Annotated in this window: 21 protein-coding genes; 15 read left to right on the top strand and 6 right to left on the bottom strand. The window is 72.9% G+C overall.

Translation table 11 applies throughout. The annotated features are described in order from the left end of the window. Positions 1-5: 5 nt before the first annotated feature. Together ACFYYW_RS13500 and ACFYYW_RS13495 are read right to left on the bottom strand one after the other, a co-directional pair. Complete coding sequence (locus ACFYYW_RS13500) at positions 6-1,244, bottom strand: phytase (RefSeq protein ID WP_387648220.1); 1,239 nt, start codon at positions 1,242-1,244, stop codon at positions 6-8. 203 nt (positions 1,245-1,447) lie between these two features. Next, positions 1,448-2,617 (bottom strand): ABC transporter substrate-binding protein, encoded by a 1,170-nt coding sequence (locus tag ACFYYW_RS13495; RefSeq protein ID WP_358006489.1) that lies wholly within the window; start codon positions 2,615-2,617, stop codon positions 1,448-1,450. Positions 2,618-2,854: 237 nt separating this feature from the next. Between ACFYYW_RS13495 and ACFYYW_RS13490 the strand changes: the two genes are divergently transcribed. The 14 genes from ACFYYW_RS13490 (at position 2,855) to ACFYYW_RS13425 (ending at position 18,546) form a co-directional block, all read left to right on the top strand. Continuing rightward, positions 2,855-3,826 (top strand): Gfo/Idh/MocA family oxidoreductase, encoded by a 972-nt coding sequence (locus ACFYYW_RS13490; protein WP_352324725.1) that lies wholly within the window; start codon positions 2,855-2,857, stop codon positions 3,824-3,826. Next, the gene (locus tag ACFYYW_RS13485; RefSeq protein ID WP_387648215.1) at positions 3,823-4,665 is read left to right on the top strand and encodes a TIM barrel protein; all 843 of its coding nucleotides are present in this window, start codon (positions 3,823-3,825) and stop codon (positions 4,663-4,665) included. The genes ACFYYW_RS13490 and ACFYYW_RS13485 overlap by 4 nt, the downstream gene beginning before the upstream one ends. Before the next feature lie 20 nt (positions 4,666-4,685). Continuing rightward, complete coding sequence (gene iolC / locus ACFYYW_RS13480; protein ID WP_387648902.1) at positions 4,686-5,627, top strand: 5-dehydro-2-deoxygluconokinase; 942 nt, start codon at positions 4,686-4,688, stop codon at positions 5,625-5,627. Then, on the top strand, positions 5,620-6,531 hold the full coding sequence (locus ACFYYW_RS13475; protein ID WP_387648212.1) for a deoxyribose-phosphate aldolase: 912 nt from the start codon (positions 5,620-5,622) through the stop codon (positions 6,529-6,531). Before iolC ends, ACFYYW_RS13475 begins: the two co-directional genes overlap by 8 nt. Further along, positions 6,528-8,366, top strand: a complete 1,839-nt coding sequence (gene iolD / locus ACFYYW_RS13470) for a 3D-(3,5/4)-trihydroxycyclohexane-1,2-dione acylhydrolase (decyclizing) (RefSeq protein WP_387648210.1) — start codon at positions 6,528-6,530, stop codon at positions 8,364-8,366. The genes ACFYYW_RS13475 and iolD overlap by 4 nt, the downstream gene beginning before the upstream one ends. After that, positions 8,366-9,346, top strand: a complete 981-nt coding sequence (locus tag ACFYYW_RS13465; protein ID WP_387648207.1) for an inorganic phosphate transporter — start codon at positions 8,366-8,368, stop codon at positions 9,344-9,346. The genes iolD and ACFYYW_RS13465 overlap by 1 nt, the downstream gene beginning before the upstream one ends. Then, positions 9,343-9,996, top strand: a complete 654-nt coding sequence (locus ACFYYW_RS13460) for a DUF47 family protein (RefSeq protein ID WP_352324732.1) — start codon at positions 9,343-9,345, stop codon at positions 9,994-9,996. Before ACFYYW_RS13465 ends, ACFYYW_RS13460 begins: the two co-directional genes overlap by 4 nt. A gap of 20 nt (positions 9,997-10,016) precedes the next feature. Continuing rightward, positions 10,017-11,843 (top strand): iron ABC transporter permease, encoded by a 1,827-nt coding sequence (locus ACFYYW_RS13455; RefSeq protein WP_352324733.1) that lies wholly within the window; start codon positions 10,017-10,019, stop codon positions 11,841-11,843. Then, a complete protein-coding gene (locus ACFYYW_RS13450) occupies positions 11,844-12,941 on the top strand; it encodes an ABC transporter ATP-binding protein (RefSeq protein WP_352324735.1) in 1,098 nt (365 codons plus the stop codon). Beyond that, positions 12,938-13,702 carry an HAD-IA family hydrolase gene (locus ACFYYW_RS13445; RefSeq protein ID WP_352324737.1) on the top strand — a complete coding sequence of 255 codons (765 nt, stop codon included), beginning with the start codon at positions 12,938-12,940 and terminating at the stop codon, positions 13,700-13,702. Before ACFYYW_RS13450 ends, ACFYYW_RS13445 begins: the two co-directional genes overlap by 4 nt. Next, on the top strand, positions 13,693-14,562 hold the full coding sequence (locus tag ACFYYW_RS13440) for an inositol monophosphatase family protein (RefSeq protein ID WP_387648202.1): 870 nt from the start codon (positions 13,693-13,695) through the stop codon (positions 14,560-14,562). The genes ACFYYW_RS13445 and ACFYYW_RS13440 overlap by 10 nt, the downstream gene beginning before the upstream one ends. Beyond that, on the top strand, positions 14,559-15,341 hold the full coding sequence (locus ACFYYW_RS13435; protein WP_387648199.1) for a Cof-type HAD-IIB family hydrolase: 783 nt from the start codon (positions 14,559-14,561) through the stop codon (positions 15,339-15,341). Before ACFYYW_RS13440 ends, ACFYYW_RS13435 begins: the two co-directional genes overlap by 4 nt. Then, positions 15,338-16,831 (top strand): CoA-acylating methylmalonate-semialdehyde dehydrogenase, encoded by a 1,494-nt coding sequence (locus tag ACFYYW_RS13430; RefSeq protein WP_387648197.1) that lies wholly within the window; start codon positions 15,338-15,340, stop codon positions 16,829-16,831. The genes ACFYYW_RS13435 and ACFYYW_RS13430 overlap by 4 nt, the downstream gene beginning before the upstream one ends. Positions 16,832-16,917: 86 nt before the next feature. Further along, positions 16,918-18,546: a protein kinase gene (locus ACFYYW_RS13425; protein WP_387648195.1), complete on the top strand. Its 1,629-nt coding sequence runs from the start codon at positions 16,918-16,920 to the stop codon at positions 18,544-18,546. 22 nt (positions 18,547-18,568) lie between these two features. On the opposite strand, the gene ACFYYW_RS13420 is transcribed toward ACFYYW_RS13425, so the two are convergent. Continuing rightward, positions 18,569-19,924, bottom strand: a complete 1,356-nt coding sequence (locus ACFYYW_RS13420) for a HAMP domain-containing sensor histidine kinase (protein ID WP_352323738.1) — start codon at positions 19,922-19,924, stop codon at positions 18,569-18,571. A 102-nt stretch (positions 19,925-20,026) separates the two neighbouring features. Beyond that, complete coding sequence (gene aceE / locus ACFYYW_RS13415) at positions 20,027-22,474, bottom strand: pyruvate dehydrogenase (acetyl-transferring), homodimeric type (protein WP_387648192.1); 2,448 nt, start codon at positions 22,472-22,474, stop codon at positions 20,027-20,029. A gap of 18 nt (positions 22,475-22,492) precedes the next feature. On the opposite strand from aceE, the gene ACFYYW_RS13410 reads away from it, so the two are divergent. Next, positions 22,493-23,131, top strand: coding sequence for a GntR family transcriptional regulator (locus ACFYYW_RS13410; protein ID WP_387648189.1), 639 nt, complete (start codon positions 22,493-22,495; stop codon positions 23,129-23,131). 34 nt (positions 23,132-23,165) lie between these two features. Here the strand turns inward: ACFYYW_RS13410 and ACFYYW_RS13405 are convergent, their stop codons facing one another. Continuing rightward, on the bottom strand, positions 23,166-24,548 hold the full coding sequence (locus ACFYYW_RS13405; RefSeq protein WP_387648186.1) for a DHA2 family efflux MFS transporter permease subunit: 1,383 nt from the start codon (positions 24,546-24,548) through the stop codon (positions 23,166-23,168). A gap of 1 nt (position 24,549) precedes the next feature. Further along, entirely contained in the window at positions 24,550-26,175 is a 1,626-nt protein-coding gene (locus ACFYYW_RS13400; RefSeq protein WP_387648183.1) for an AMP-binding protein, read from the bottom strand. Positions 26,176-26,184 lie beyond the last annotated feature (9 nt).

The following is a 26,184-nucleotide window of genomic DNA, read 5'->3' as shown; positions in this document are numbered from 1 at the left end:
GATGATCAGTCGCGCGGGTCCCAGCCGTCGGTGTCCACGTCCAGGTCCAGCTCGTCGGCGATGTCGCCCCAGTCGGCGAACTTGAAGTTGGTGTTCTCCCGGTCCGCCGTGGCCGGCGTGTTCACGCCGTCGTGGGCGATGAACATGCCCTCGTCGAACTCGCCCAGCGGCACATTGAGCACGGTCGAGCCGTCGCTCACCTCCGAGCCGTCGATGCCGTTCGCCTCGCCGATCCGGAACTGGCCGAGGTAGGAGTTGGAGCCCTCCCTGCGGTAGACGGCGAAGGTGTTGTCGCCCTGGCTGGAGGCCAGCAGGTAGCCCTTGCCGTCCTCGCGGTAGTAGATGGTCAGGCCCTCGGCGTCCGCGGTGAGGTGCTTGCCGCCGTAGCCGGGGTCGGCGCCGGGGGTGCACTCCTCGGTCGCGGGGTCGTAGGTGCCCGGGACGCCGTACTCGCGGACCTTGTCCACCAGGACGGGCGTGCCGGTGAGGTCGGCGCGCATCCGCCAGATGCCGACGTCCTCCTGGGCGGCGTAGAGCACGTCCCGCTCCTGGTCCACGACCATGCCCTCGACCTGCGCCTGCTCGTCCGGCTCAAGGCAGGGGGACCAGGTCTGGCCGTTCGGCAGGGTGAAGGAGTTGGGCAGGCTCAGCGTCCGCACGAGCTGGTAGCCGATCTTGCCGCCCGGCTTGGCGAGCAGCTTGACCAGGCCGACCGAGGTCTTGTGCCGGCGGCTGACCAGCGCGTACGTGCCGGTGGAGTCCTTCCAGGCGGCCAGGCCGTAGGCCGTCTCGGCGTCGTTGACCTGCTGCTGCGTCGTGTTGAACACGAACGGCGCGGCCGGGTCGGTCACGTCGGTGAGGTGGCCGTGCGAGATGGCGTAGATGCGCAGCGTGTCCCGGCCGCGGTCGGAGACGATCGCCAGGTCCCTGCCGCCGAAGCCGTAGGCGACGTCGACGTTGTTGAAGCGGCCCGCCTCGTCGTCCGGCCCGGGGGCGGCGGGCGCCGGCAGGTGCTGGAGCTGCTGCCCGTCGAGGTCGTAGACGTACAGGCCGCCCTTCTTGGCGGTGGCGATCACCACGCTGTCCTCGGAGTCGGACGGGTCGACCCAGATCGCGGGGTCGTCGCCGTTGGCGTCGCCGCCGGCCTCGTCGTCGTAGAGGGAAGGGGTCTCGACGTCGGGGTACACGGTCGCCACGCCGGCGCCGGACGCGGGTGCGGCGATCCCGCCCAACACGGTCAACATCAGGGCTGCCAGGGAGAGCCTGGACAGGGGACGCATTGCGCCTCCTCGTTCGGGGTGTTGATGTTGCCCCAAAACGTAACGACCAGTTTACAAGAAATCAATAGGTCGTCCTTATGTCAGGACATTAGGTGTTGCACGACTGCCAGGGCATGCCGACGCGCCCGGCCGGGGATCCTCCCGGCCGGGCTGTGCGACGGCCCGCGCTAGCTGCGGTTGACGCGCCAGAAGTCCGACATGGCCTGGCGGTTCTGCAGGTCGCCGAGCAGGCCCTTGGGGTCGGTGTGGAAGAGCTGGCCCTGCCAGTCCGACAGGCCGGGCGGGGTGACCATCGGCTTGACCGTGCTGTTGCCCGAGACGCCGCCCTCGCCGATCTCGTGCTTGACGCCCTCCTCGGTCATGATGAAGTGCACGAACAGCTTGGCCGCGTTGGGGTGCTTGCTCTTGGTGGCGATCGCCGCGTACTTGGGGTAGCTGAAGCCGGTGAAGGGGGTCATCCCCTCGCAGGCGGCCTGGTGGTAGCCCTTGTCCTCGTTGTTGCGGAACTTCGAGATCGACATGAAGCCGATCTTCTTGTCCGTGGCGGCCGGCGCGCCCACGGCGGCGGAGATGTCCTCGTCGGAGCCGGTCAGCACCGGCTTGTTGAGCGACAGGCGCTTGATCCACTCCTGCGCGGCGCTCTTCTCCTCGGTCTTCAGCGGCTTGCCGTACTTGGCCTGGTAGGCCTGTTCGAGCGCCTGGTTGCCGTACGCGTCGAGCTGGGTGAAGAACGACAGCACGGTGGGCTTGCCCAGCGGGTCCTGCATCACCAGCTTGCCGGACCACTCCGGATCGGTCAGGTCCCAGACGTTCTTCACCGGGCAGCCGCCGGGGGAGAGCTTGGTGTTGTAGCCGAAGACCGTCGCCTTGGAGAGCGCGAGCAGCGGGTTCTGGTTCTCGGCGGGGATCTGGTCCTTCAGGTCGCCGGGGATCCACGTCTGGGTGACGCCCTGCGGCGCGAGCTGGCCGACCAGGACGCCGCCGTCCTCGTACATGGCCGCGTCGATGGTGACGTTGTCGGCGGCGTGCTCCCTGGTCATCTTCTCGGCCGTCTGCGGGGTGTCGGACTTCACCCCCTCCATGGCGATGCCGTACTTCGCGGTGAACGCCTTGGCCACTTCCTCGATGTCGCCGCTGGAGTCGTAGACCAGGACGCTGCCTTCCTTCTTCGCCGCGGCGACCAGCGCCTCCAGGTCGAAGTTCGCATCGAGCGACGGGCCGGGCAGCGCCTTGGCCGTCGCCGCCGCCGACGGTCCTCCGCCTGCGGTGGAGGGCGCGCACGCCACGGCGGCGGACGCCAGCAACGCCATGGAGATGATCTTCCCGGTACGCCTCATGATGGCGTCACTCCTCTTGCCTCTCGGGTTCGCAAGGCGCCGCGCCAGCCCCGACCGGCGCCATTGTGTGCTCACGATGAACGTCACGTGAATAATTTGTCAAGACATTCTTACGTGCGAGCTGAGCCAGGACCTGGCCTCCCAGCTACGACAGTTCATCCTTATGTCAGGACAAAGTCTTGACTGTTCATCTCCTGTTCATCTAGAACTGGAGGCCCCCCTGGATGAGGAGCGATCATGCGTGTGGGTCTGCTGGGCCTTGGACGTATAGGCATGTTCCATGCCACCACCCTGTCCGCCTTGGTTGACGAGCTCGTCGTGTCCGACGTGGACACGGCGAGGGCGGAGGAGGTGGCCCGGCGGCTCGGCGCCCGTACCGGCGATCCCTTCGACGCGGACGCGGTGGTGCTCGCGACGCCGACCTCCGCCCACGCCGAGGGCCTGCTGAGGGCGTGCGAGCGGGGAGTGCCGGCGTTCTGCGAGAAACCGGCCGCGCCGACCGTCAAGGAGACGCTGCGGGTGGCCGAGGCCGTCGAACGGGCCGGGATCGGCGTGCACATCGGCTTCCAGCGCCGCTTCGACGCCGGCTACCGGGCCGCCCGCGAGGCGCTGCTGGCGGGCGAGCTCGGCGAGCTGCACCGCGTGCACATGCTGACCGGCGACCCGGCGCCGCCGCCCGCCGAGTACGTCGCCCAGTCCGGCGGCATCTTCCGCGACTGCCACATCCACGACTTCGACATCCTGCGCTGGGTCACCGGCCGCGAGGCGGACGTCGTGCAGGCGGTCGGCGCCAACCGCGGCGATCCGTACTTCGCCGCCGCCGAGGACGTCGACAACAGCGCCGCCCTGATCGTCATGGACGACGGCACGCTGGTCACCCTGCAGGGCTCCCGCTACAACGGCGCCGGTTACGACGTGCGCATGGAGCTGGCCGGCACGCTCGGCACCCGCGCCGTCGGGCTCGGCGACCGCACCCCGCTGCGCTCGGCCGAGGGCCTGAGCCCCGGCGGGCCGCCGTGGCCGGACTTCCAGACCAGGTTCGAGGACGCCTACGTCGCCGAGATGGGCGCGTTCCTGTCGATGGCCAGGGGCGAGAGCGAGAGCCCCTGCACCGTCCGCGACGCCCTGGCCGCCCTCTACCTGGCCGAGGCTGCCGACCTGGCGCGCCGCGAGGGCCGTCCGGTGCGTGTGCTGGAGGTGGCCAAGTGAGGATCGCCGCCGCACCCATCTCCTGGGGCGTGTGCGAGGTGCCCGGATGGGGACACCAGCTCACCGCCGACCGCGTGCTCGCCGAGATGGCCGAGCTCGGCCTGACCGCCACCGAGCTGGGCCCCGAGGGTTTCCTGCCCGCCGACCGCGACCTGCTCGGCCGGTACGGGCTGCGCGCCGTGGGCGGATTCGTCCCCGCGGTCCTGCACGACCCCGCCCACGACCCGCTGCCCGCCCTCCGCGCCACCTGGAACGCCTTCGACCCGGACGTGGTCGTCGTGCTGGCCGCCGCCACCGGCGCCGACGGCTACGACGCCCGTCCCGAGCTGGACGACACCGGCTGGCGCACCCTGCTCGGCAACCTCGACCGCGCCTTCCACGAGGCCAAGGGCGACGGCCGCGCGCTCACCCTGCACCCCCACGTCGGCACCATGGTCGAGACCGGCCAGGAGGTGGACCGGGTGCTCGGCGGCAGCGCCGTCCCGCTCTGCCTGGACACCGGGCACCTGCTCATCGGCGGCGGCGACCCGCTGGAGCTGGTCACCCGCGTCCCCGAGCGCATCGCCCACGTGCACCTGAAGGACGTCGACGCCGCGCTCGCCGCCCGCGTCCGGGCCGGTGAGCTGACCTACACCGACGCCGTCCGCGCCGGGATCTACCGCCGGCTCGGCCGCGGCGACGTGGACGTCCGCGGCATCGTCGAACGCCTGACCGCCGCCGGCTACGACGGCTGGTACGTCATGGAGCAGGACGTCGTCCTCGACGCCGAGCCCCCGGCGGGCGCCGGCCCGGCCGACGACGTGCGGGCGGGCGTGGCGTTCCTGCGGGGCCTGGCGTGAGCGCCCTCGACGTGCTGACGATGGGCCGGGTCGGCGTGGACGTCTACCCGCTCCAGACCGGCGTGTCGCTGCGGCACGTGGAGACGTTCGGCAAGTACCTGGGCGGCAGCCCCACCAACGTGGCCGTGGCCGCCGCCCGCCTGGGCCGCTCCAGCGCGGTGATCACGCGGACCGGCGACGACCCGTTCGGCGCGTTCGTCCGCGACGCGCTGCGTTCCTACGGGGTGGACGACCGCCTGGTCGGCGCCGTGCCCGGCCGGCCGACGCCGGTCACGTTCTGCGAGATCAGGCCGCCGGACGACTTCCCGCTCTACTTCTACCGCCAGGACGCGCCCGACCTGGAGATCGCGCCCGGCGACCTCGACCTGGCGGCCGTCACCGGGGCCCGGCTGTTCTGGGCCACCGTGACCGGCCTGTCGGCCGAGCCGTCCCACGCCGCCCACCTGGCCGCCTGGCAGGCCCGCGGGCGCGCCCGGCACACCGTGCTCGACCTGGACTACCGGCCCATGTTCTGGGCCGACGCGGCCACCGCCCGCGAGCGGGTGCGGGAGGCGCTGGCGCACGTCACCGTCGCGGCCGGCAACCTCGACGAGGTCGAGGTGGCCACCGGCACCCGCGACCCGCGCGCGGCCGGCGAGAGCCTGCTGGCGGCGGGCGTCGAGCTGGCCATCGTCAAACAGGGCGCGGACGGCGTGCTCGGCATGACCGCCACGGAGACCGTACGGGTGCCGCCCGTCCCGGTCGAGGTGGTCAACGGGCTCGGCGCCGGCGACGCCTTCGGCGGCGCGCTCTGCCACGGCCTGCTCGAAGGCTGGCCGCTGGAACGCACCCTGCGCTTCGCCAACGCCGCGGGCGCGATCGTCGCCGGGCGCCTGGCCTGCGCACCCGCGATGCCCACGGCGGACGAGGTCGAGGCCGTCCTGTCCGCCACCCTCTCGGAAGGAGCCGTCACGCATGCGTGAGCAGGACTACCGCCGGCTGCTCGACCAGCGCGCCTGGCAGCCGGAGCGCGTCGCCGAGGCGGCGGCCGCCCGCCGGCGCAGGCCCCTCAGGAACGGCAGGGAGCAGCTGCTCATCATCGCGGCCGACCATCCGGCCCGCGGCGCGCTCGGCGTGGCCGGCCACCCGATGGCCATGCGCAGCCGCGCCGACCTGCTCGACCGGCTCACGACCGCCCTGGCCAGGCCCGGCGTGGACGGCCTGCTGGCCACCCCCGACATCGTCGAGGACCTGCTGCTGCTCGGCGCGCTCGACGACAAGATCGTCATCGGCTCGATGAACCGCGGCGGCGTGCACGGCTCGGTGTTCGAGTTCGACGACCGCTTCACCGCCTACGACGCCCCCACCATCGCCGCGATGGGCCTGGACGGCGGCAAGATGTTGTGCCGGATCGCGCTGGAGGACAGCGCCACCGCCGCCACCCTGGCCAGCTGCGGCCAGGCCGTCACCGACCTGGCCAGGCACGGCCTGATGGCGATGGTCGAGCCGTTCTGGTCCAGGCGGCAGGACGGCGTGGTGCGGCACGACCTGTCGCCCGAGGCCGTGATCCACGCCATCAGCGTCGGCCAGGGCCTCGGCGCGACCTCCGCCCGCACCTGGCTGAAGATCCCGGTCGTGCCGGAGATGGAACGCGTCGTGGAGTCCACCACCTTGCCCGTGCTGCTGCTGGGCGGCGACTCCGGCCAGGACGCCGGCGAGATGTACGACTCCTGGCGCAAGGCGCTGCGCCTGCCGGGCGTGCGCGGCCTGGTGGTCGGCCGGGCGCTGCTCTACCCGCCCGACGGGGACGTGGGCGCCGCCGTGGACACCGCGCTCGGCCTGCTGGAGGGCGGCGTGCCCGATCTCGTGCAAGGAGGTGCCTCATGAGGCTGACCACGGCTCAGGCGCTGACCCGCTTCCTGGCCGCCCAGTGGTCGGAGCGCGACGGCGTCGAGCAGCGGCTGATCGCCGGCGTGCTCGGGATCTTCGGCCACGGCAACGTCGCGGGCGTCGGCCAGGCGCTGGCCGAGCAGGGCGCGGGCACGGGCGACGCGCTGCCGTACTACCTGGCCCGCAACGAGCAGGCCATGGTGCACACGGCCGTCGGCTACGCCCGCACCCGCGCGCGGCTGTCCACCTTCGCCTGCACGACGTCCATCGGGCCCGGCGCCACCAACCTGGTCACCGGCGCGGCGCTGGCCACCGTCAACCGGGTGCCGGTGCTGCTGCTGCCCGGCGACGTCTTCGCCACCCGCGCCCCCGGCACGGTGCTGCAGGAGCTGGAGGACCCCCGGTCCTACGACGTGTCGGTCAACGACTCGCTGCGCCCGGTGTCGCGCTTCTTCGACCGGATCAACCGGCCCGAGCAGCTTCCCGCCGCGCTGCTGGCGGCGATGCGGGTGCTCACCGACCCCGCCGAGACGGGCGCGGTCACGCTCGCGCTGCCCCAGGACGTGCAGGCCGAGGCGTACGACTGGCCCGAGGAGCTGTTCGCCCGGCGGGTCTGGCACGTTCCCCGCCCGGTCCCGGAGCCGGCCGCGCTGGCCAGGGCGAAGGAACTGCTGCGCGGCTCCCGCAGGCCGCTGATCGTGGCCGGCGGCGGCGTCAGGTACAGCGGGGCGTGGGCGGAGCTGACCCGCTTCGCCGAGAACCACGGCGTGCCGGTGGGCGAGACGCAGGCGGGCAAGGGCGCGCTGCCCTTCGACCACCCCTGCGCGGCCGGCGCGATCGGCCACACCGGCACCGACGCGGCCAACACCCTGGCCCGCGAGGCCGACCTGGTCATCGGCGTCGGCACCCGCTACACCGACTTCACCACCGCCTCCAGGACGCTGTTCGGGCAGGCCGCCTTCCTCAACGTCAACGTCACCGCCTTCGACGCGGCCAAGAACGCGGGCGCCACGCTCGTTGCCGACGCCCGCGAGGCCCTGCGCGCCCTCGACGACGTGGACTGGCGGGCCGACCCCGAGTGGACCCACCGGGCCGCCGCCCTGGCCGCCGCCTGGCAGTCGGAGATCGGCCACACCTACGCGGGCCCCGAGCTCACCCAGCCCGTCCTGCTCGGCATCCTCAACGAGGTCGCGGAAGGCGGCGTGGTGGTCAACGCGGCCGGCTCGATGCCGGGCGACCTGCACCGCCTCTGGCGGCCCGCCGACCCCGAGCAGTACCACGTCGAGTACGGCTACTCGTGCATGGGCTACGAGATCGCCGGCGGCCTCGGGGTGAAGCTGGCCGCGCCGGACCGCGAGGTCTTCGTGCTGGTCGGCGACGGGTCGTACCTGATGATGGCGCAGGAGATCGCGACCGCCGTGCAGGAGCGGATCAAGCTGGTGATCGTCCTGGTGGACAACCGGGGCTTCGCCTCCATCGGCAACCTCAGCGAGTCGGTGGGCGCCCGGCGGCTCGGCACCGCGTACCGCACCCGCGGGCCCGGCGGCGAGCTGGACGGCGAGCCCCTGCCGGTGGACCTCGCCGCCAACGCCGCCAGCCTGGGCGCCGACGTGCTGCGCGCCGACGGCCCCGAGTCGCTGCGGGCCGCCCTGGTCAAGGCCAGGGAGTCGGCCAGGACCACCGTCGTGTACGTCGAGCCCGTCCCCGGCGGCGGCCCCGGCGCGCAGGCCTGGTGGGACGTGCCCGTCGCGCAGGTGTCCGGCCTGCCCGAGGTCAGGGCCGCGCGCGAGCGCTACGACGAGGCCAAGCGCGACCAGCGGCTCTACCTCTGATGGGCTGGACGCTGGCCTTCGCCGCGGTGGCCGTCCTGTTCGTGCTGATCAGCGGGGCCAACGACGGCGCCACGCTGATCGGCCTCGGCCTGCGCTTCCCGCGCACGCCCGGCTGGCTGGCCGCCGCGCTGCTGGTGGCGGTCCTGTTCGCCGGGCCGTACGTGCTGGGCGTCGCGGTCGCGCGGACCTTCACCGAAGGGCTCGCGGGGCTCGACTCGGGCAGCGGCGCGGCCGTGTTCCTGGCCGGCGTGGTGATCGCCGTCGTGGTGGTGGCGGCGCTGACCGGCAAAGGGCTGCCCACCAGCCTGACGCTGGCGGTGATCGGCGGCATCGCGGGCGCCGGGCTCGGCGCCGGGCTGCCGGTGGCCTGGCCGAGCCTGGTCACCGTCCTGGCGATCGGGGCGTGCGCGCCGCTGGTCGGGCTGGTGCTCGGCTACCTGCTGGGCACCGCGTCGCGGCGGGTGCCGTCCTCGCGCCGGATGCCGGGGCTGGTGCTGGCCGCCCACCTGGTGGCGTACGCGGCCCAGTGCCTGGCCTACGCCGTCAACGACGGCCAGAAGATGATCGCCGTGGTGAGCGTCGCCGTGGACGTGGGCCGCAACGGGCTCGGCCGGGTCGGGCCCGTCCAGCTCGCGCCCGGGTGGATGGCGGTGCTGGTGGCGCTGTTCCTCGCCGGGGCGCTGACCACGCTGCCCCGGGTGGGCGGGCGGGTCGGCCGCGGCCTGGTCATCACCCGGCCGCTGCACGTGCTGTCGGCCGAGACGGCGGCCACCGGCGCCGTCCTCGGCAGCTCGGCCCTGGGCAGCCCGGTGAGCATGACCCAGTCCGTGACCGCCGGGGTCGTCGGCGTGGTGGCAAGCGAAGGAAGCAGGAGGGTGCGATGGCAAGGAGTGCTGAACATGGGTACGGCGTGGCTGGTCACGCTGCCGTCGTCCATGGCCCTGGGCGCCCTGGCCGGGCTCGGCCTGAGGCTGCTGTGAGCGGCGGACGGCCCCGCCGGCTCGCCCGCGCCTGGGACGAGCTGCGCGGCCGGTCCGGACGGCGGGTGATCGACCTGATCCGCGGCCAGGTCGCCGTGGCCAGGGAGGGCGCCGTGCTGGCCCGCTCGGCCGCCTCGGGCACGACCGGGCAGGCCGCCGCCCGCGCCCGCATGGCCGAGGTCGAGCACGAGGGCGACGCCGCCCGCGCCGAGCTCGTCCGGGCGCTGAGACGGGTGCTGGCCACCCCCATCGACCGGGAGGACCTGTTCCGGCTCTCCCGCTCGATCGACGACGTGCTGGACCAGTTACGCGACTTCGTCCGCGAGGCTGACCTGTTCGGGCCCGCCGACCTGACCTTCGCCGCCGAGCCGCTGGGCGCCGTCATCGACGGCCTGGACCAGCTCGAACAGGCCCTGCTGAAGATCACCGGCGATCCCGGCTCGGTCACCGTGGCCGTGCTCGCCACCCGCAAGTCCCGCAGCCGCGTCCGCCAGCTCCACCAGGCCCGGCTCACCGAGCTGTTCGCCGGCCCGCTGGACATGGACACCCTGCGCGAACGCGAACTGCTCTCCCGCCTGGACGCCGTGGGCCGCCGGCTCGGCGAGGCCGCCGACGCCCTCGCCGACGCCATGCTCAAACGAAGCCACTGAAAACCCCCCGAAGGAAGACCATGGCTGTTCTGACCAAGACGGAGCCGCCGCCTCGCCCGCCGAGACGGCGCCGACTCCGCTACCGCCTGCAGGTCCTGCGGCACGACCCGACCGCCGCGCTCGGCCTGATCCTCGTCGTCCTGCTCGCCTACCTCGTCGTCGCCCCGCTGATCGCGGTCCTGTCGGACGCCTTCCGCCTCCAGTTCGGCGACGAGCTGCACGCCGGCCAGCAGCCGGGCGAGTGGACCGGCTACTACCTGTGGCGGGTCTTCCGCTCCCAGATCAGCGGCCTGCTGTTCTGGGGCCCGCTGGTCAACACGCTGGTCGTCGCGGTCGGCACCGTGCTGTTCGCGCTGCTGCTCGGCGGCGGGATGGCCTGGCTGGTGACGCGGACCAACGTGCCCGGCCGCAAGTGGCTGGCCGGGGCGCTGGTGGTGCCGTACATGCTGCCGTCGTGGACGTTCTCGCTGGCCTGGCTGACGCTGTTCAAGAACGAGCGGGCCGGCGGGCAGGTGGGCTTCCTGGAGTCGGCCGGCGTGCGCACCCCCGACTGGCTGGCCTACGGCCCGCTGCCGATCATCGTCACGCTCGGGCTGCACTACTACCCGTTCGTGCTGCTGCTGGTCGGCAACGCGCTGCGCAGGATCGACGTCCAGCTCGAGGACTCGGCCCGGATCCTCGGGGCGCCGCGGCGGGTCGTCGTGCGGCGGATCGTGGTGCCGCTGATGCTGCCCGCGCTCTCCTCGGCCGTGCTGCTCGTGGTCGGGCGGGTGCTCGGCACGTTCGGCACCCCGTACGTGCTCGGCCTGCCCGCCGACTACCAGGTGCTGTCCACCGGCCTGTTCCAGTCGATCAGGGACCGCAGCACCGGCGTGGCCTCCGTGCTCGCCACCGTCATCGTGATCATCGGGGTGCTGATCGTCTTCACCGACATGCGGCTGATGCGCGAGCAGCGCAGGTTCGTCACCGTCGGCGGCAAGGGCGCGATGGACCGGCTGGGCGACCTGCGCGGCTGGCGCTGGCCCGCGTTCGCGCTCGGCGCGGTGGTCTTCGTGGTCAGCGTGCTGATCCCGGTGCTCACGCTGCTGCTGTCCACGCTCACCCGCACGCCGCTGGACCTGTCGACCCTGACGCTCGACTACTGGATCGCCGACCGGCTGCCCGGCGCGGTCGGGTTCCCGCACGGCATCCTGCGCGGCTCCGAGCTGTGGCAGGCCGCCTGGAACTCGCTGCGCATCGTCGGCCTGGCCTCGCTGATCTGCGCGGTCGCCGGCCTGCTCATCGGGTACGTCGTCGTCCGCGGCACCGCGCCGCGCATCGCCGGGTTCCTGCGCCAGGTGTCGTTCCTGCCGTACCTCATCCCCGGCATCGCCTTCGCCGCCGCCTCGCTGTCGCTGTTCGCCGTCGCCCGCGGGCCCGTCCCGGCGCTGTACGGGACGACGTTCCTGCTGATCCTGGTCATGGCGGTGACGCACCTGCCGTACAGCTCGCGCTCGGGCATCGCGGCGATGATGCAGCTCGGCCGGGAGCCGGAGGAGGCCGCGCAGATCGCCGGGGCGTCCTGGTGGCACCGGATGCGGCGGATCATCTTCCCGATCCAGAAGGGCGCCCTGGTCACCGGCATCGTGTTGCCGTTCATCTCGGGGCTGAAGGAGCTCAGCATCGTCGTGATGCTGACCACCACCGGCACCCAGCTTCTCACGACGCTCTCCATCGGCCTGGTCGACTACGGATACACGCAGCTCGCCAACGGCGTCGTCCTCATGATCGCTTTGCTCTCCTTCACCATGACTTCCCTGACCCAGCGGCTGACCAAGAGCAGCCTGGCGTCCGGCCTAGGAGGATAGATGCCGAACATCACCCTGAGCGCAGTCTCCAAGAGCTACGGCGGCGGCGACTACGCGGTGAAGAACCTCGACCTCGTGGTCCCCGACGGCGCCTTCATGTGCCTGCTCGGCCCCTCCGGCTGCGGCAAGACCACCACGTTGCGCATGATCGCCGGCCTCGAACAGCCCACCGCGGGCAGCATCGCCGTCGGCGACCGCGTCCTGGACTCCGTCGAGCAGGGGGTCTACGTCCCGCCCGAGAAACGGGCGATGGGGCTGGTGTTCCAGAACTACGCGCTGTGGCCGCACCTGTCCGTGCGCGACAACGTGGAGTTCGGGCTGCGCATGCGCAAGGTGCCCGCCCCCGAGCGGCGCTCGCGGGCCGAGGCCGCGCTGAAGATGGTGCACGTCGACGCCGCCATGGACCGCTACCCGTCCCAGCTGTCCGGCGGCCAGCAGCAGCGGGTCGCGCTGGCCAGGATGCTCGCGGTCAACCCGTCAGTGCTGCTGCTGGACGAGCCGCTGTCCAACCTCGACGCCCGGCTGCGGCTGGAGATGCGTGCCGAGCTCAAGCGCATCCACGAGGAGTCCGGCGCGACGATCGTCTTCGTCACCCACGACCAGCTCGAAGCCCTCACCATGGCCACCGACGTCGCCGTCATGAACGAGGGCGAGCTGCAGCAGCTCGCCGCGCCCATGGAGATGTACGAGCGGCCCGCCAACCGGTTCGTCGCCGAGTTCGTCGGCAGCCCGCCGATGGCCATCGTGGACGCCGGTCCGGCGCCCGGCGGGCTGGCCGGATCCCTGCTGCGGTTCGTCGAGGCGCGCGGCTCGGGGGTCACCCCGTCCGCCGTCGGCATCCGGCCAGAGGCGCTGCGGCTCGGCACGCCGCCCGCCGCCGCCTGGAGCGAGGAGGCGCTGGTCGAGGCCGTGCTGCCGGCCGGCTCCTCCTGGACGGTACGGCTGCGCGTCCTGGACACCGAGCTGTTCGCCCTGTCGTACACGCCGGTGCGGGCCGCGCCCGGCGACGTGCTGCCCTGCTGGACCGAGCAGCTCCACCTGTTCGGCGCGGACGGCGCCCGCATCTCCTCCTGGGACCGGGCGGAGGTGACCGCGTGATCCGCCCCAAGGCGCTGCTCCTGGACTTCGGCGGCGTGATCGTCGAGACCGCCAAACGCCCGTCCTGGGCGGCCGAGCTGGCCGCCGAGGTGCACGCCATGCTGGCCAGGACCGGGTTCGACGGCCTGACGGCCGAGGACGTCGAGAGCGACATCCGGGCCGGGGCGCGGGCCGACAAGTACTGGAAGGACTCCACGTCCCGGCAGTTCGCGCCCGAGGAGATGACCCACCGCCGGTTCTGGGCCGAGTTCGTCGCCACCGACTGGCCCGAGCAGGCCCGCACGCTGGTCACCGTCGAGGCGACGCCCCTGTGCAAGCGCATGGGCGAGCTGCGCAGCGACCGGAAGCTGCGCACCGGCATGGCCGAGCTGCTGAACGCCTGCCTGCGCAACGGCGTCGTCCCCGCCGTCGTCAGCAACGCGCTGTGCGGGGCCGTGCACCGCGACTACCTGGCCGGGACCGGGCTGGAGCACCTGTTCGCGGCGCAGGTCTACAGCGACGAGGTCGGCGTGCGCAAGCCGAACCCCGAGATGATCCTGCTCGCCTGCCGCGCCCTCGGCGTGGACCCGGCCGACGCCTGGTACGTCGGCGACAACTACGACCGGGACGTGATCTGCGGCGCCCGGGCCGGGGCGGGGGCGACCGTCCTGATGGTCTCCGCGAGCACCGACAAGATCCCGTACCGGGTGCGGCAGAGCCCTCAGGCCACGGTCGAGGACCCCCGCGCCCTGCTGACCCTCCTGGAGGAGACATGGACGTGAACACCTCTCGCGAACTGGCCGCCATCGCGGCCGAGGCGGCCAGGGCGGTCGGCGACCGGCTGCGCGGCGCCTTCCGCTCGCGTCCCGAGATCCAGACCAAGCGCGACTTCCACGACCCGGTGACCGAGCACGACAAGGCGGCCGAGGAGGGCATCCGCGAGGTGCTCGACCGGCTCTGCCCCGACAGCGTGGTGGTCGGCGAGGAGGGCGGCACCAGGGGACAGGGCGCCATCAGCTGGTACGTCGATCCCATCGACGGCACCGCCAACTTCGCCGTCGGCCTGCCGTTCTTCTGCACCTCGATCGCCGCCGCCGTGGACGGCGAGGTGGTGGCCGGGGTGATCTACGACCCGGTGCGCGCCGACGAGTTCACCGCCTGGCTCGGCGGGGCCGTCTGCAACGGCGAGCCGCTGCGCAGCGCGGGCGCCCGCACCGACCGCGAGGCGGTGCTGCTGTCCAGCTATCCCACGCCGCGCGACCTGGCCGAGGACGAGGAGGGCGCGCTGCGCCGCTTCTCCAGGATGACCCAGTCGTTCGCGACGATCCGCCGTCCGGGCAGCGCCGCGCTCAAGCTCGCCCACGTCGCCGCCGGCTGGTCCGACGTCGCGTACGGCACCCGCGTCAACGCCTGGGACGTCGCGGCCGGGTCCCTGCTGGTCAGGCAGGCCGGCGGCGTCTACCTCCCGCTGTCGGGCAGCATCTTCGAGCCGGGCGGCTACCTGGCCTGCGTCGGCGGGTTCGACCTGGCCTCCTCGGTGCTGGCCGACGTGGCCGCCGGGGCCGTCGGGGCCGTCGGGGCTGCCGGGGCCGCCGGGGCTGTCGGGGCCGTCGGCGTCGCCGGGGCGGGGAGCGCGACGTGATCCGCTGGATCGTGACCGACCTCGACGGCACGCTCGTCGGGCGCGACCTGGCCATGGTGCCCGCCGCCCGGGACGCGCTGCGCCGCTACCGGGCCGCGGGCGGCGAGGTCGTCATCGCGACCGGCCGCATGGAACGCTCGGCCCGCCCCTACTACGACGAGCTGGGCCTGGACGGCCCGGCCATCCTCTACAACGGCGCCCGCACCGTGAACCTGGCGACCGGCGAGGTGCTGCGCTCCCGCCACCTGCCCGCCACCGCCTGGAAGACGCTGCTCGGCCTGTTCGGCGAGCTGCCCGCGGGCGTGTACCCGGTGGCGTTCTCCGGCGGGGCGGCGCTGGCCGTGGACGACGTCCCGGGGCTGCGGGACTACGCCCGGCGCGACGGCATCACGCTGCGCGACCCCGGCGACTGGGCGGCGCTGCCCCCCGACGGGATCACCAAGTGCATGCTGATCGGCGACCGGCTGCCGGACCTGGACATCGCGGGCACGGTCACCGTCCGGTCGGAGGCGACGTACCTGGAGGTGCTGCCGGAGGGCGCGACCAAGGGCAGCGCCCTGCGCGAGCTGGCGCAGGCCCGGGGGGTGCCGCTGGAGCAGGTCGCCGCCATCGGCGACAACCCCAACGACATCGACATGATCCAGGCCGCCGGCCTGGGCATCGCGGTCGGCGACGGCCATCCCGACGTCCTGTCGGCCGCGGACGTGGTCTCGCGTCCCTGCGCCGAGGGCGCGCTCGTGGACGCGGTGGAACTGGCACTGGGAGAGGGAGAACGGTGAAGTCGGTCAAGCACTGGATCAACGGCGCCCTGGCGGACGGCGGCGACCGCACGGCGGAGATCTTCGACCCGGCCACGGGTGAGGTCAGCGGTCACGTGGCGCTGGCGTCGGCGGCCGACGTGGACGCGGCGGTCGCCGCCGCGGTGGCGGCCTTCCCGGCGTGGCGCGACGCCTCGCTGATCAAGCGCGGCCGGGTGCTGTTCCGGTTCCGTGAGCTGATGTACGCCCATCGTGACGAGCTGGCCGCGTTGATCTCGGCCGAGCACGGCAAGGTGCATGCGGACGCGCTGGGGGAGGTGGCGCGCGGGCTGGAGGTGGTGGAGTTCGCGTGCGGGATCCCGCATCTGCTCAAGGGTGGTTTCTCCGAGGGTGTCTCGACGCGGGTGGATTCGTACTCGATCCGGCAGCCGTTGGGGGTGGTGGCGGGGATCACGCCGTTCAACTTCCCGGCGATGGTGCCGATGTGGATGTTCCCGGTGGCGATCGCGTGTGGGAACGCGTTCGTGTTGAAGCCGTCGGAGCGGGATCCGTCGGCGTCGTTGCTGATGGCGCGGCTGTGGCAGGAGGCGGGGCTGCCTGAGGGGGTGTTCTCGGTGGTGCAGGGCGACAAGGTGGCGGTGGACCGGCTGCTGGAGCACCCGGACGTGGCGGCGGTGTCGTTCGTGGGTTCCACCCCGATCGCCCGGTACGTCTACGAGAGGGGCAGTGCGCACGGCAAGCGGGTGCAGGCGTTGGGCGGGGCCAAGAATCACATGCTGGTGCTGCCGGACGCGGATCTGGATCTGGTGGCTGATGCGGCGGTGTCGGCGGGGTTCGGGTCGGCGGGTGAGCGGTGCATGGCGATCTCGGTCGTGCTGGCCGTGGACCCGGTGGGTGATGAGCTGGTCGGCAAGATCGTGGAGCGGGTGGGCCGGCTGGTGGTGGGTCCGGGGGATGATCCGCGGTCGGAGATGGGGCCGCTGGTGACGGCGGCGCATCGGGACAAGGTGGCGTCCTATCTGGATCTGGGGGTTGCCGAGGGGGCCAAGCTGGTGGTGGACGGGCGGGAGTGCGAGGTGCTGGGCGGTCGGGGCGGCGGGTTCTGGCTGGGGCCGACGGTGCTGGATCAGGTGCCGGTGGGGTCGCGGACGCATACCGAGGAGATCTTCGGGCCGGTGTTGTCGGTGGTGCGGGTGTCCTCTTATGAGGAGGGCCTGCGGGTGATCAACGAGGGTGTGTACGGCAACGGCACGGCGATCTTCACCAACGACGGCGGTGCGGCGCGGCGGTTCCAGAACGAGGTCGAGGTGGGGATGGTGGGGATCAATGTGCCGATCCCGGTGCCGATGGCGTTCTACAGTTTCGGCGGCTGGAAGTCGTCGTTGTTCGGTGACACGCATGTGCACGGCACGGAGGGGGTGCATTTCTACACGCGGGGCAAGGTGGTGACCTCGCGCTGGCTGGACCCGTCCCACGGCGGCGTGAACCTCGGCTTCCCCACGAACGGGTGACTCCCGCGCCCGCCCTTCTCACAGGATCAACTCGAAGCCTGTGCGGCCGTTGCATGAGGGCGGGATGATCGGGTAGGCAGGGCGGCATGTCACTTTCCCACTGTGCGGGCTGGTTGCTGGCCGGACGCTACCGGCTGCTGTCCGAACTGGGCCGCGGTGGCATGGGCCGCGTCTGGCGGGCCCACGACGAGCTGCTCGACCGGCAGGTCGCGGTCAAGGAGGTCACCCTCGGGCACACGCTGGGGGCCGAGCGGGAGCGGCTGCTCGGCCGGACGATGCGGGAGGCGCGGCTGGCCGCCCGGCTGAGCCACCCGCACATCGCCGCCGTCTACGACGTGGTGGTGGCCGACGAACGGCCGTGGATCGTGCTCCAGCTCGTGCCCTCGCGCAGCCTCGCCGACGTGATCGCCGAGCGCGGGCCGCTGTCCCCGCCCGAGGCCGCGCGCCTCGGGCTGCAGGTGCTGGAGGCGCTGGGCGCGGCGCACGCCGACGGCATCGTGCACCGCGACGTCAAGCCCGGCAACATCCTGCTGAACGGCGACCGGCACGCCCTGCTCACCGACTTCGGCCTGGCCACCACCCTCGACGACCAGGCCAACATCACCCAGTCGGGCATGGTGGTGGGCACGCCCGCCTACATCGCCCCGGAACGCCTGCGCGGCGGCCAGGCGACCCCGCAGGCCGACCTGTGGTCCCTCGGCGCCACCCTGTACGCGGCCGTCGAGGGCCAGTCGCCCTTCCCGCACAGTGGCCACCTGGCCGCCCTGACCGCGGTGCTCACCTCCGAGCCCGCGCCGTTCCACCTGGCCGGGCCGCTCGCGCCGGTCATCGCCGGTCTCCTGGTCAAGGACCCCGCCCGCCGGATCGACGGCGAGGAGGCCCGGCGGCGCCTGACCCGGGTGGCCGCGCTGCGCGACGAGGAACCCCACGACACCGCCGCCATCCCCCTGGCCACCCCGCTGCCCAACACCGGCGACCTCCTGGCCCCCACCCTCTTCCCCCCGGGCCCCGCCCCGGAGGTCTCCCTCCCCACCCCGGAAACCGCTCCCGCCCCCGTCCCGGAGAGCGTCGCCGTCCCGGAGAGCGTCGCCGTCCCGGCGGGCGTCGCGGACGTGGGGGCCGTCGCCGGGGCGCGGCCGGACGCCAGGCGGCGGATCCCCGGGGGGGACCGCACGGGACGCAGGACCGGCGAGCGCAACCACGTGCTCCGCCGGACCATGCCCGGCGCCGCGCGAGGGCTTCGCGCGCACCGCGAGCTGCTGCCGTTCTCGGTGTCGATCCCGCATCCGGGCAGGCCGCAGCGCTGGCGGCAGCTCACCGCCCTGGCCGCGCTCGTCACCAGCGTGCTCCTCACGACGTCCTGGAACGGCGACGGCGGCCCGCCCGCCGCCACCCGCACGCCCTCCTACGCCGACCCGGCGCCGAACCAGGCCCCCGAGCAGGAGGGCATCATGCACGCCGTGGCCGTCGCGCGCGACCGCACCTCGCAGGAGGCCGCCGACCGCGCCGGCGAGCAGAGCGGCTCCCGCCGCCGTCCGTCCGCACAGCCCCTCGCCCAGCCGCCGGCCCAGCGGCCCACCGTAACCGGCGCGAGGACCGGCGCCAGGTCCGGCGCCACTTCTGCGGCCACTTCGGGCAAGGGGCGGAAGGTCGGCCATCAGGCTGCCAAGGCCAAGCACGGCAAGGGCCTGGCCCGCGGCCACGGCAAGCACTAGGAACCCCGCGGCCCCGCACCCGTCAGGCGAGGGGGAGGCGGAGGACGAAGCGGGCGCCCTTGGGGGAGTCCTCGATGGTCAGCGTGCCGTGGTGCGCGGTGGCGATCTCGCGGGCGATCGGCAGCCCGAGGCCGGTGCCGCCGGCGTCGCGGTTGCGGGAGTCGTCCAGGCGGGTGAAGCGCTGGAAGACGAGCTCGCGCTGGGCCGGTTCGATGCCTGCGCCGTCGTCCAGGACCTCCAGCACGGCCCGGCCGTCCTCCTCCAGGACCGTCACGGTGACCTGCGTCTCGGCGTGCCGCTCGGCGTTGTCCAGCAGGTTCGTCAGCAGCCGGGTGAGCTGCAGCCGGTCGCCCATGACGACCACGCCCTCGTCCGGGTGGGTGACCACGCGCTTGGCCCGCGGCCGGGCGGTCTCGGCGGTGACCAGGTCGCCCAGGTCCACCGGCTCGCGGTCGCTCGGGGCCCCGGCGTCCAGCTTGGTCAGCGTGAGCAGGTCGGTGACGATGGCCTGCAGCCGGTCGAGGCTGGCCAGCACCTGGGTGCTGGTCTCCCGCCAGTCGGTCTCCTCCGGATGCAGCATGGCCTCCTCGACCTGCGCGCGCATGGCGGTGATCGGGCTGCGCAGGTCGTGCGAGGCGTCGCCGGCGAACCTGCGCTGCTGCTCCATCGCGGCCTCCAGGCGGGCCCGCGCCGTCTCCAGCCGTTCCAGCGTCTGGTTGGCGGTCTCGGCCAGGGCTCTGATCTCGTCGTCGGTGTCCGGGACGGGCACCCGCAGGCCGCCGCCGTCCGCGGTGATCTCGGCGAGCCGCTTGGTGATGCTGCTGACGGGGGCGAGCGTCCTGGCCACGACCCGCGACACCCCGAAGAAGGTCAGCCCGACCAGCAGCGCCGACACCACGATCTGGAACAGCACGACCTGCGGGCTGACGAACCAGGGGACCGCGGGGTCGAAGGCGTAGATGATCCAGGTGCCCTCGGGCTGGAAGGCGCGCAGGGCGACCACGAGCTCGCACCGGCCGGGGAAGGCCGGCAGGTCGCAGCTCCTGCTGACGTAGTTGGCCTGGTCGCGGGGGATGTGGGCCGTCTGGCGGGGGGCGCCGGCCAGGTTGGGCGTCCAGGCGACGGCCCGTCCGGCCGGGTCGACGACCTGGATGCCGTCGAGGCCGAGGGGTTCCAGCACCTGGGGGAGCTGGTTGCGCTTGACCATGAGGAGGACGCGCAGGGCCCGCGCGGACACGTCGCTGGCGCGCACGTCGGCGACGTCGTCGTGGATGCCGAACATGACGAAGCCGCTGACGACGACGTTCAGCAGCAGCATGGCGATGCCGGCGAGCAGTGCCAGGCGCGTACGCAGCGACCGGCGCAACCGTGTTCTCACCCGTCTCCCCCCGGGATCAGCAGAACACGGTTGGTGCACCAGGCCCTAACTTAGGGAGATTCCTCGATAAATACGGTTACGCCGGGACGAGTCGCCTCGTTGCTACTCCTCCACCGCCTTCAGCACGGCGTCCGCGATCGACCGCGGATCGACCCCGAAGTGCCTGCGCACGGCCTCCCGGGTGTCGGAGAGCCCGAACCCGTCGGTGCCGAGCGACGTCCACGGCCGGTCGATCCACGGCCTGATCTGGTCGGGCACGGCCCGCATCCAGTCGCTGACCGCGATCACCGGCCCCTCGGTCCCGGCCAGCGCCTGCCGCAGGTACGGCACCCCGGTCGCCGACATGGCCTCGCGCCGCAGCTCGCTCCACGAGGTGACCGACCAGACGTCCACGCCCAGCCCGTACTCCTCGGCCAGCAGCCGCTGGGCCTCCAGCGCCCAGTGGATCGCGGTGCCGCTGGCCAGCAGGTGCGCGGCGCCGCCGCCGGCGGAGTAGCGGTAGATGCCCTTGACGATGCCCTCCTCGACGCCCTCGGGCATCGCCGGCTGGGGCAGCGGCTCGTTGTAGACGGTCAGGTAGTAGAACACGTCCTCGGCGGCCTCGCCGTACATGCGCCTGAGCCCGTCGCGGACGATGACGCCGACCTCGTAGGCGAAGGCCGGGTCGTAGGCCAGGCAGGCGGGGTTGGCGGAGGCCAGGAGCTGGGAGTGGCCGTCGGCGTGCTGCAGGCCCTCGCCCGTCATGGTGGTGCGGCCGGCGGTCGCGCCGACCAGGAAGCCGCGGCCGAGCTGGTCGGCCAGGGCCCACATCTGGTCGCCGGTCCGCTGCCAGCCGAACATCGAGTAGAAGATGTAGAACGGCACCATCGGCTCGCCGTGGGTGGCGTAGCTGGTGGCCGCCGCGGTGAAGGAGGCCATCGACCCGGCCTCGGTGATGCCCTCGATGAGGATCTGCCCGTCCACCGCCTCCTTGTACGCCAGCAGCAGCTCCCGGTCGACGGACTCGTACCGCTGGCCGAGCGGCGAGTAGATCTTCGCTGTGGGGAACAGCGACTCCATGCCGAACGTCCTGGCCTCGTCGGGCACGATCGGCACCCAGCGCCGCCCGGTCTCCGGCTCCTTCATCAGGTCCTTGACCAGCCGGACGAACGCCATCGTGGTGGCGATCGGCTGCGTCGAGCCCTTGGCCAGGGCCGCGAACGGCCGCTCGCCCGGCTGCGGCAGCGGCCGGGCGGCGACCGTGCGGCGGGGGACCGGGCCGCCCAGCTCCCGGCGGCGCTCGGCGACGTACTCGGCCTCGGCCGAGCCGGGCCCCGGGTGCAGGTACGGCGGCAGCTCCCCGGCCAGCGCCGAGTTGGGGACCGGCAGGCCGAGCCGGTCGCGCATGACCCGGAACTCGTCGAGGGTGAGCTTCTTCATCTGGTGGTTGGCGTTGCGCGCCTCGACGCCCGCGCCCAGCGTCCAGCCCTTGACCGTCTGGACGAGGACCACCGTGGGCGCGCCCCGGTTCTGCAGCGCCCGGTGGTAGGCGGCGTACACCTTGCGCGGCTCGTGCCCGGCCCGCGAGCCGCCGACGATGCGCCGCAGGTCGTCGTCGGAGTACGGCACGTCGAGCCCCTGGAACAGGTGCTGCCTGATGTAGGCGCCGTCGGCGGCGGCGAACGTCTGGAACTGGCCGTCCGGCACCTCGCCGAGCCGGGCCACGAGCTCGTCGGAGCCGAGCAGGCCGTCCCACTCGGCACCCCACAGCGCCTTGACGACGTGCCAGCCCGCGCCCCGGAAGACGCTCTCCAGCTCCTGCACGATCCGGGTGTTGCCGCGTACCGGGCCGTCGAGCCGCTGGAGGTTACAGTTGATCACGAAGGTGAGGTTGTCCAGCCCCTCCCTGGCGGCCAGCGTCAGCGCCGCGGTGGACTCCGGCTCGTCCATCTCGCCGTCACCCAGGAAGGCCCAGACATGGCTGTGCGAGGTGTCCTTGATGCCGCGGTTGTGCAGGTAGCGGTTGAAGCGCGCCTGGTAGACCGCGTTGAGCGGGCCGATGCCCATCGACACGGTCGGGAACTGCCAGAAGCCCGGCATCGCCCTTGGGTGCGGGTACGACGGCAGCCCGCCCTGCGTCTCGCGCCGGAACAGGTCGAGCTGCTCCTCGCTCAGGCGACCTTCGAGGAAGGCCCGCGCGTAGACGCCGGGGGAGGCGTGCCCCTGGAAGAAGACCTGGTCGTCCGTGCCGTGGAAGAAGTGGTTGAAGCCGACCTCGTACAGCCAGGCGGCCGAGGCGTAGGTGGCCAGGTGGCCGCCGAGGCCGAGCTTGCTGCCCCGGCTGACCATGACGGCGGCGTTCCACCGGTCGTAGGCCGCGACGCGTTCTTCGAGCTCCAGGTCGCCGGGGTAGGCGGGTTCCTCGGCGGTGGGCACCGTGTTGAGATAGCGCGTGCTCGTGGCGAGCCTGCGCAGCAGGTAATCGGCCCGATCGGGACCGGCCGCCCGCCGGACCGCCTCAAGCGATTCGAGCCATTCGGCGGTCTCCTGTGGATCCAGGTCTTTCTCCATGCTTCCATTAAACACCATATGATCGATCATCCGATGAAAGGATTATCTGTGGAGCCCGTGGTGCGGCCGCCGTTGCGCGAGGAGATCAGGAAAGTGCTGCTCGACGGCCTGATCAGCGGCCGCTGGGAGCCCGGCGAGCGCATCGTCGAGCGCCGCCTGGCCGCCGAGCTCCAGGTCAGCCAGGCCCCCGTCCGCGAGGCGCTGCGCGAGCTGGAGGCGCTGCGGCTGGTCGAGTCGGCGCCCAACCGCGGCGCCCGGGTGCGCGGCTTCACCCTCGACGACCTGCGCGAGGTCTACCAGGTCCGGGCCGGCCTGGAGGAGACCGCCACCCGTCTCGGCCGGCCGCCGGCGGCGGCGCTGCGCGTCCACGTGGCCCGCCTGCACGCCGCCGCGGCCGCCGGCTCCCTCGACGACCAGGTGCGCCACGGCGTCGCCTTCCACCGGGAGATCGTCGCGGCCTCCGGGAACGCGCTGCTGGTGTCGGTGTGGGAGTCGCTCGGCGTCGAGGTGTGGACGCACGTGTCGATCCGGCTGTTCAGGATGCGGCCGCACGAGAACGCGGCCGACCACGAGCCCCTGGTGGAGGCGTTCGAGCGGGACGACCCGCAGGCCGGACGCCTGCTCCACGACCACGTCCTGGCCTACGCCCCCGACTGACCCGGCAGGCCCGTCCCTTGAAGGCGTGCGCCGGTCAGGCGCGCTGCGCGGCGGGCTCGGCCCGCGGGGCGCGCAGGCCGGCGGCGGCGACGGCGACCAGTGCGCACAGCCCCAGCATCGTCAGCCACACCCCGTGGTAGGCCCCCACCGCCCCGAGCCGGTCGCCCGACAGCACCAGCACCAGCGCCGAGACGCCGATGACGGCCCCGACGGCCCGCGAGGTCACCGACAGGGCGGTGCCGGTGGCCAGCCGCGCGGGCGGGATCTCGGCCACCGCAGCGCCGCTCAGCGACGTGATCAGCACGGCCACCGCGACCCCCGACAGCACCACCGCGGGCAGCACCACCGCCAGGTACGCCGGCTCGCCCCCCGCCGCGAACGCCAGGTACGCCGTGGACAGGGCCAGCAGCGCCACCCCGCACAGGGCGAGCAGGCGGTGGCCGGTCCTGGCGGCCAGCCGCCCGGCCAGCGGCGCGGTCAGCACCTGGGCGAGCGCGCCCGGCGTGACGGCGAGCCCCGCGGCGGCCACGGAGTACCCCCAGATCCCGGTCAGGAACAGGATGTTGGCCAGCGGCAGCGCGAACATCACCAGCCCGACCAGGAACATCGCGAGGTTGGCCCGCTGCGTGCCGCGCGCCCGCAGCGCGCCCAGGTCCACGATCGGCGCGGGATGCGTGCGCGCCCGCCGGACGAACAGCACGGCCACGACGACGCCCGCGACCAGCGCCGCGATCGTGCCGGGGCTCCCCGGCCCCCACGCGTCGCTCTGCACGATCGCCAGCGAGGGCAGCCCGATGGCCCCCACCAGCAGCAGCAGCCCGGCGATGTCCGGCAGCCTGGACGTGGCCGCCTCGCCCGTCCCCCTGGGCACGATCCGCCAGGCGCCCGCCAGCACGGCCGCGCCGACCGGCAGGTGCAGGAAGAACACCGTCCGCCAGTCCCAGACGCCGACCAGCATGCCGCCCAGCGACGGCCCCGACGCCGTCGCCACCGACTGCGCCGCGCTCCACAGCCCGATCGCCGTGCCCCGGCGTTCCGGCGGGTAGTACGGCAGGATCAGCGCGAGCGTCAGCGGCGTGATCACCCCGCCGCCCACGCCCTGCACGACCCGGGCGGCGATCAGCGCGCCGGCCGACGGCGCGACCGCGCACAGGGCGGCGCCGACCACGAACACCGCGAGGCCGGTCAGGAACACCCGCCGCGCGCCGAACCGGTCGGCCAGGCCGCCCGCCGGCAGCAACGCCGCGGTGAACACGATCGCGTAGCCGTTGAACACCCACGACAGCTCGGGCAGGCTGCTGCCGGGGAAGCTGCGCAGGATGTCAGGGAAGGCGATGTTCGCGAGCTGCACGTCGATCGCGCCGAGGAAGGCGCTCCCGCACAGGACGGCGAGCGGGAGCGCCCGTGAACCGGCCACCTCAGTCCGACGCCGCGCCGAACCGCTCCCGCAGCTCGACCTTGCGGATCTTGCCGGTGACGGTCCGCGGCATCTCCTCGACGATCTCCAGCCGCTCGGGCCAGAACCAGTCGTTCACGCCGGCCTCCTTGAGGTAGGCGCGCAGCTCCTCCAGCGTGGGCGGCTCGCCCGACGGCGTGACGACGGCGCACACCTGCTCGACCAGCGCCGGGTCCGGGATGCCGATGAGGGCGATGTCGCGGATCGCCGGATGCCGGCCGAGCAGCGCCTCGATGTCGCTGACCGGCAGCTTGAGGCACATGTTGGCGATGATGACGTCCTTGGTCCTGCCGGAGATGCGCACGCCGCCGTAGCCGTCGTCGCGGGCCAGGTCGCCGGTGTCGAACCAGCCGTCCGGGGTGATCGACTTGGCGTAGATCTCGTCGCGCAGGTAGTAGCCGAGGCACTGGGCCGCGCCGCGTACCTGGAGCGCGCCGATCTCGCCCTTCTCGACCGGCTTGTTCTCCTCGTCGACGATGCGCACCTCCATGCCGGAGATGACCGTGCCGTCGCTCTCGCCGGCCCGCTCGGGCGGGTCCTGCGGCCTGGTCATGGTGACGCCGCCGTTCTCGGTCATGCCCCACAGCGCGTACACGCGCACGCCCAGCGTCTCGGTGACCCGTTCCACCAGGTGCGGCGGGACGGGGGCCGAGCCGGAGACGAAGACGCTCAGGCTGGGCAGCTCGCGCGGCCGGGCCGCCTGCTCCTCGCTGATCTCCCGGGCGAACGGCGGCGAGCCGTAGTACATGGTGACGTCGTGGTCGGCCATCAGGTCGAGGTAGACGCCGGGATCCCAGGCGTCGGCCGTGACCGCGGTGCCGCCCAGCGTCAGCGCCGTCAGGTACGCCATCACCAGCCCGACGTAGTGCATCGACGTCTGAGCCGTCATGATGACCAGGCTCTGGTCCAGCCCGAACGCCTCCCCGTAGCCCTTGATGTCGGCGTACAGGGTGTTCTGGCTGTGCAGGGCGCCCTTGGGCTCGCCGGTGGTGCCCGAGGTGAACAGGATGAGGAACGGGTCGTCGGGGCCCAGCTCGCGGCCGTCGATGTCGGCCGGGTCGCCCGGTTCGGGGTTGAGCAGCAGCTCGTCGAAGTCGAGCGAGCCGGGCGGGCCGTCGCCGCCGACGACGATCACGTGCTCCAGGCTCGGGATCTCCCGGGCCAGGGTCATCCCCGTCTCCGCCGTGTCCAGGTGGCCGATCCGGCTCGTGGTGACGAACAGCTTCGCCTCGGTCAGCCGGATCATGAAGTCCAGCTCGCGGTGCCGGTAGATGGGCATCTGCGGGGCGATGCGCGCGCCGACCTTCATGCACGCCAGCGCGAGGGGCAGCGTCTCCCTGCGGTTGGGCAGCTGGATGGCGACGAAGTCGCCCGGCCGCACACCCAGCCGGACCAGGCCGTGCGCGATGCGGTCGGTCATCGCGCCCAGCTCGGCGTACGTGACGACGTCGGTGACACCGTCGGCGACGCGCCGGCTGATCAGTGCCGCCTTGTCGGGGGACGCACCGATGTTGCGGCGTAAGTCGTCGAGGAAGGTCTCGTCGCGCCACCAACCATTGCGCCGGTATTCCTGGCTCGTGTCCGACACGGTCACCGC

This window comes from Nonomuraea sp. NPDC001831 (assembly GCF_042892035.1).
Taxonomy (GTDB): domain Bacteria; phylum Actinomycetota; class Actinomycetes; order Streptosporangiales; family Streptosporangiaceae; genus Nonomuraea.
This window is presented reverse-complemented; position numbering and strand designations above follow the sequence as displayed.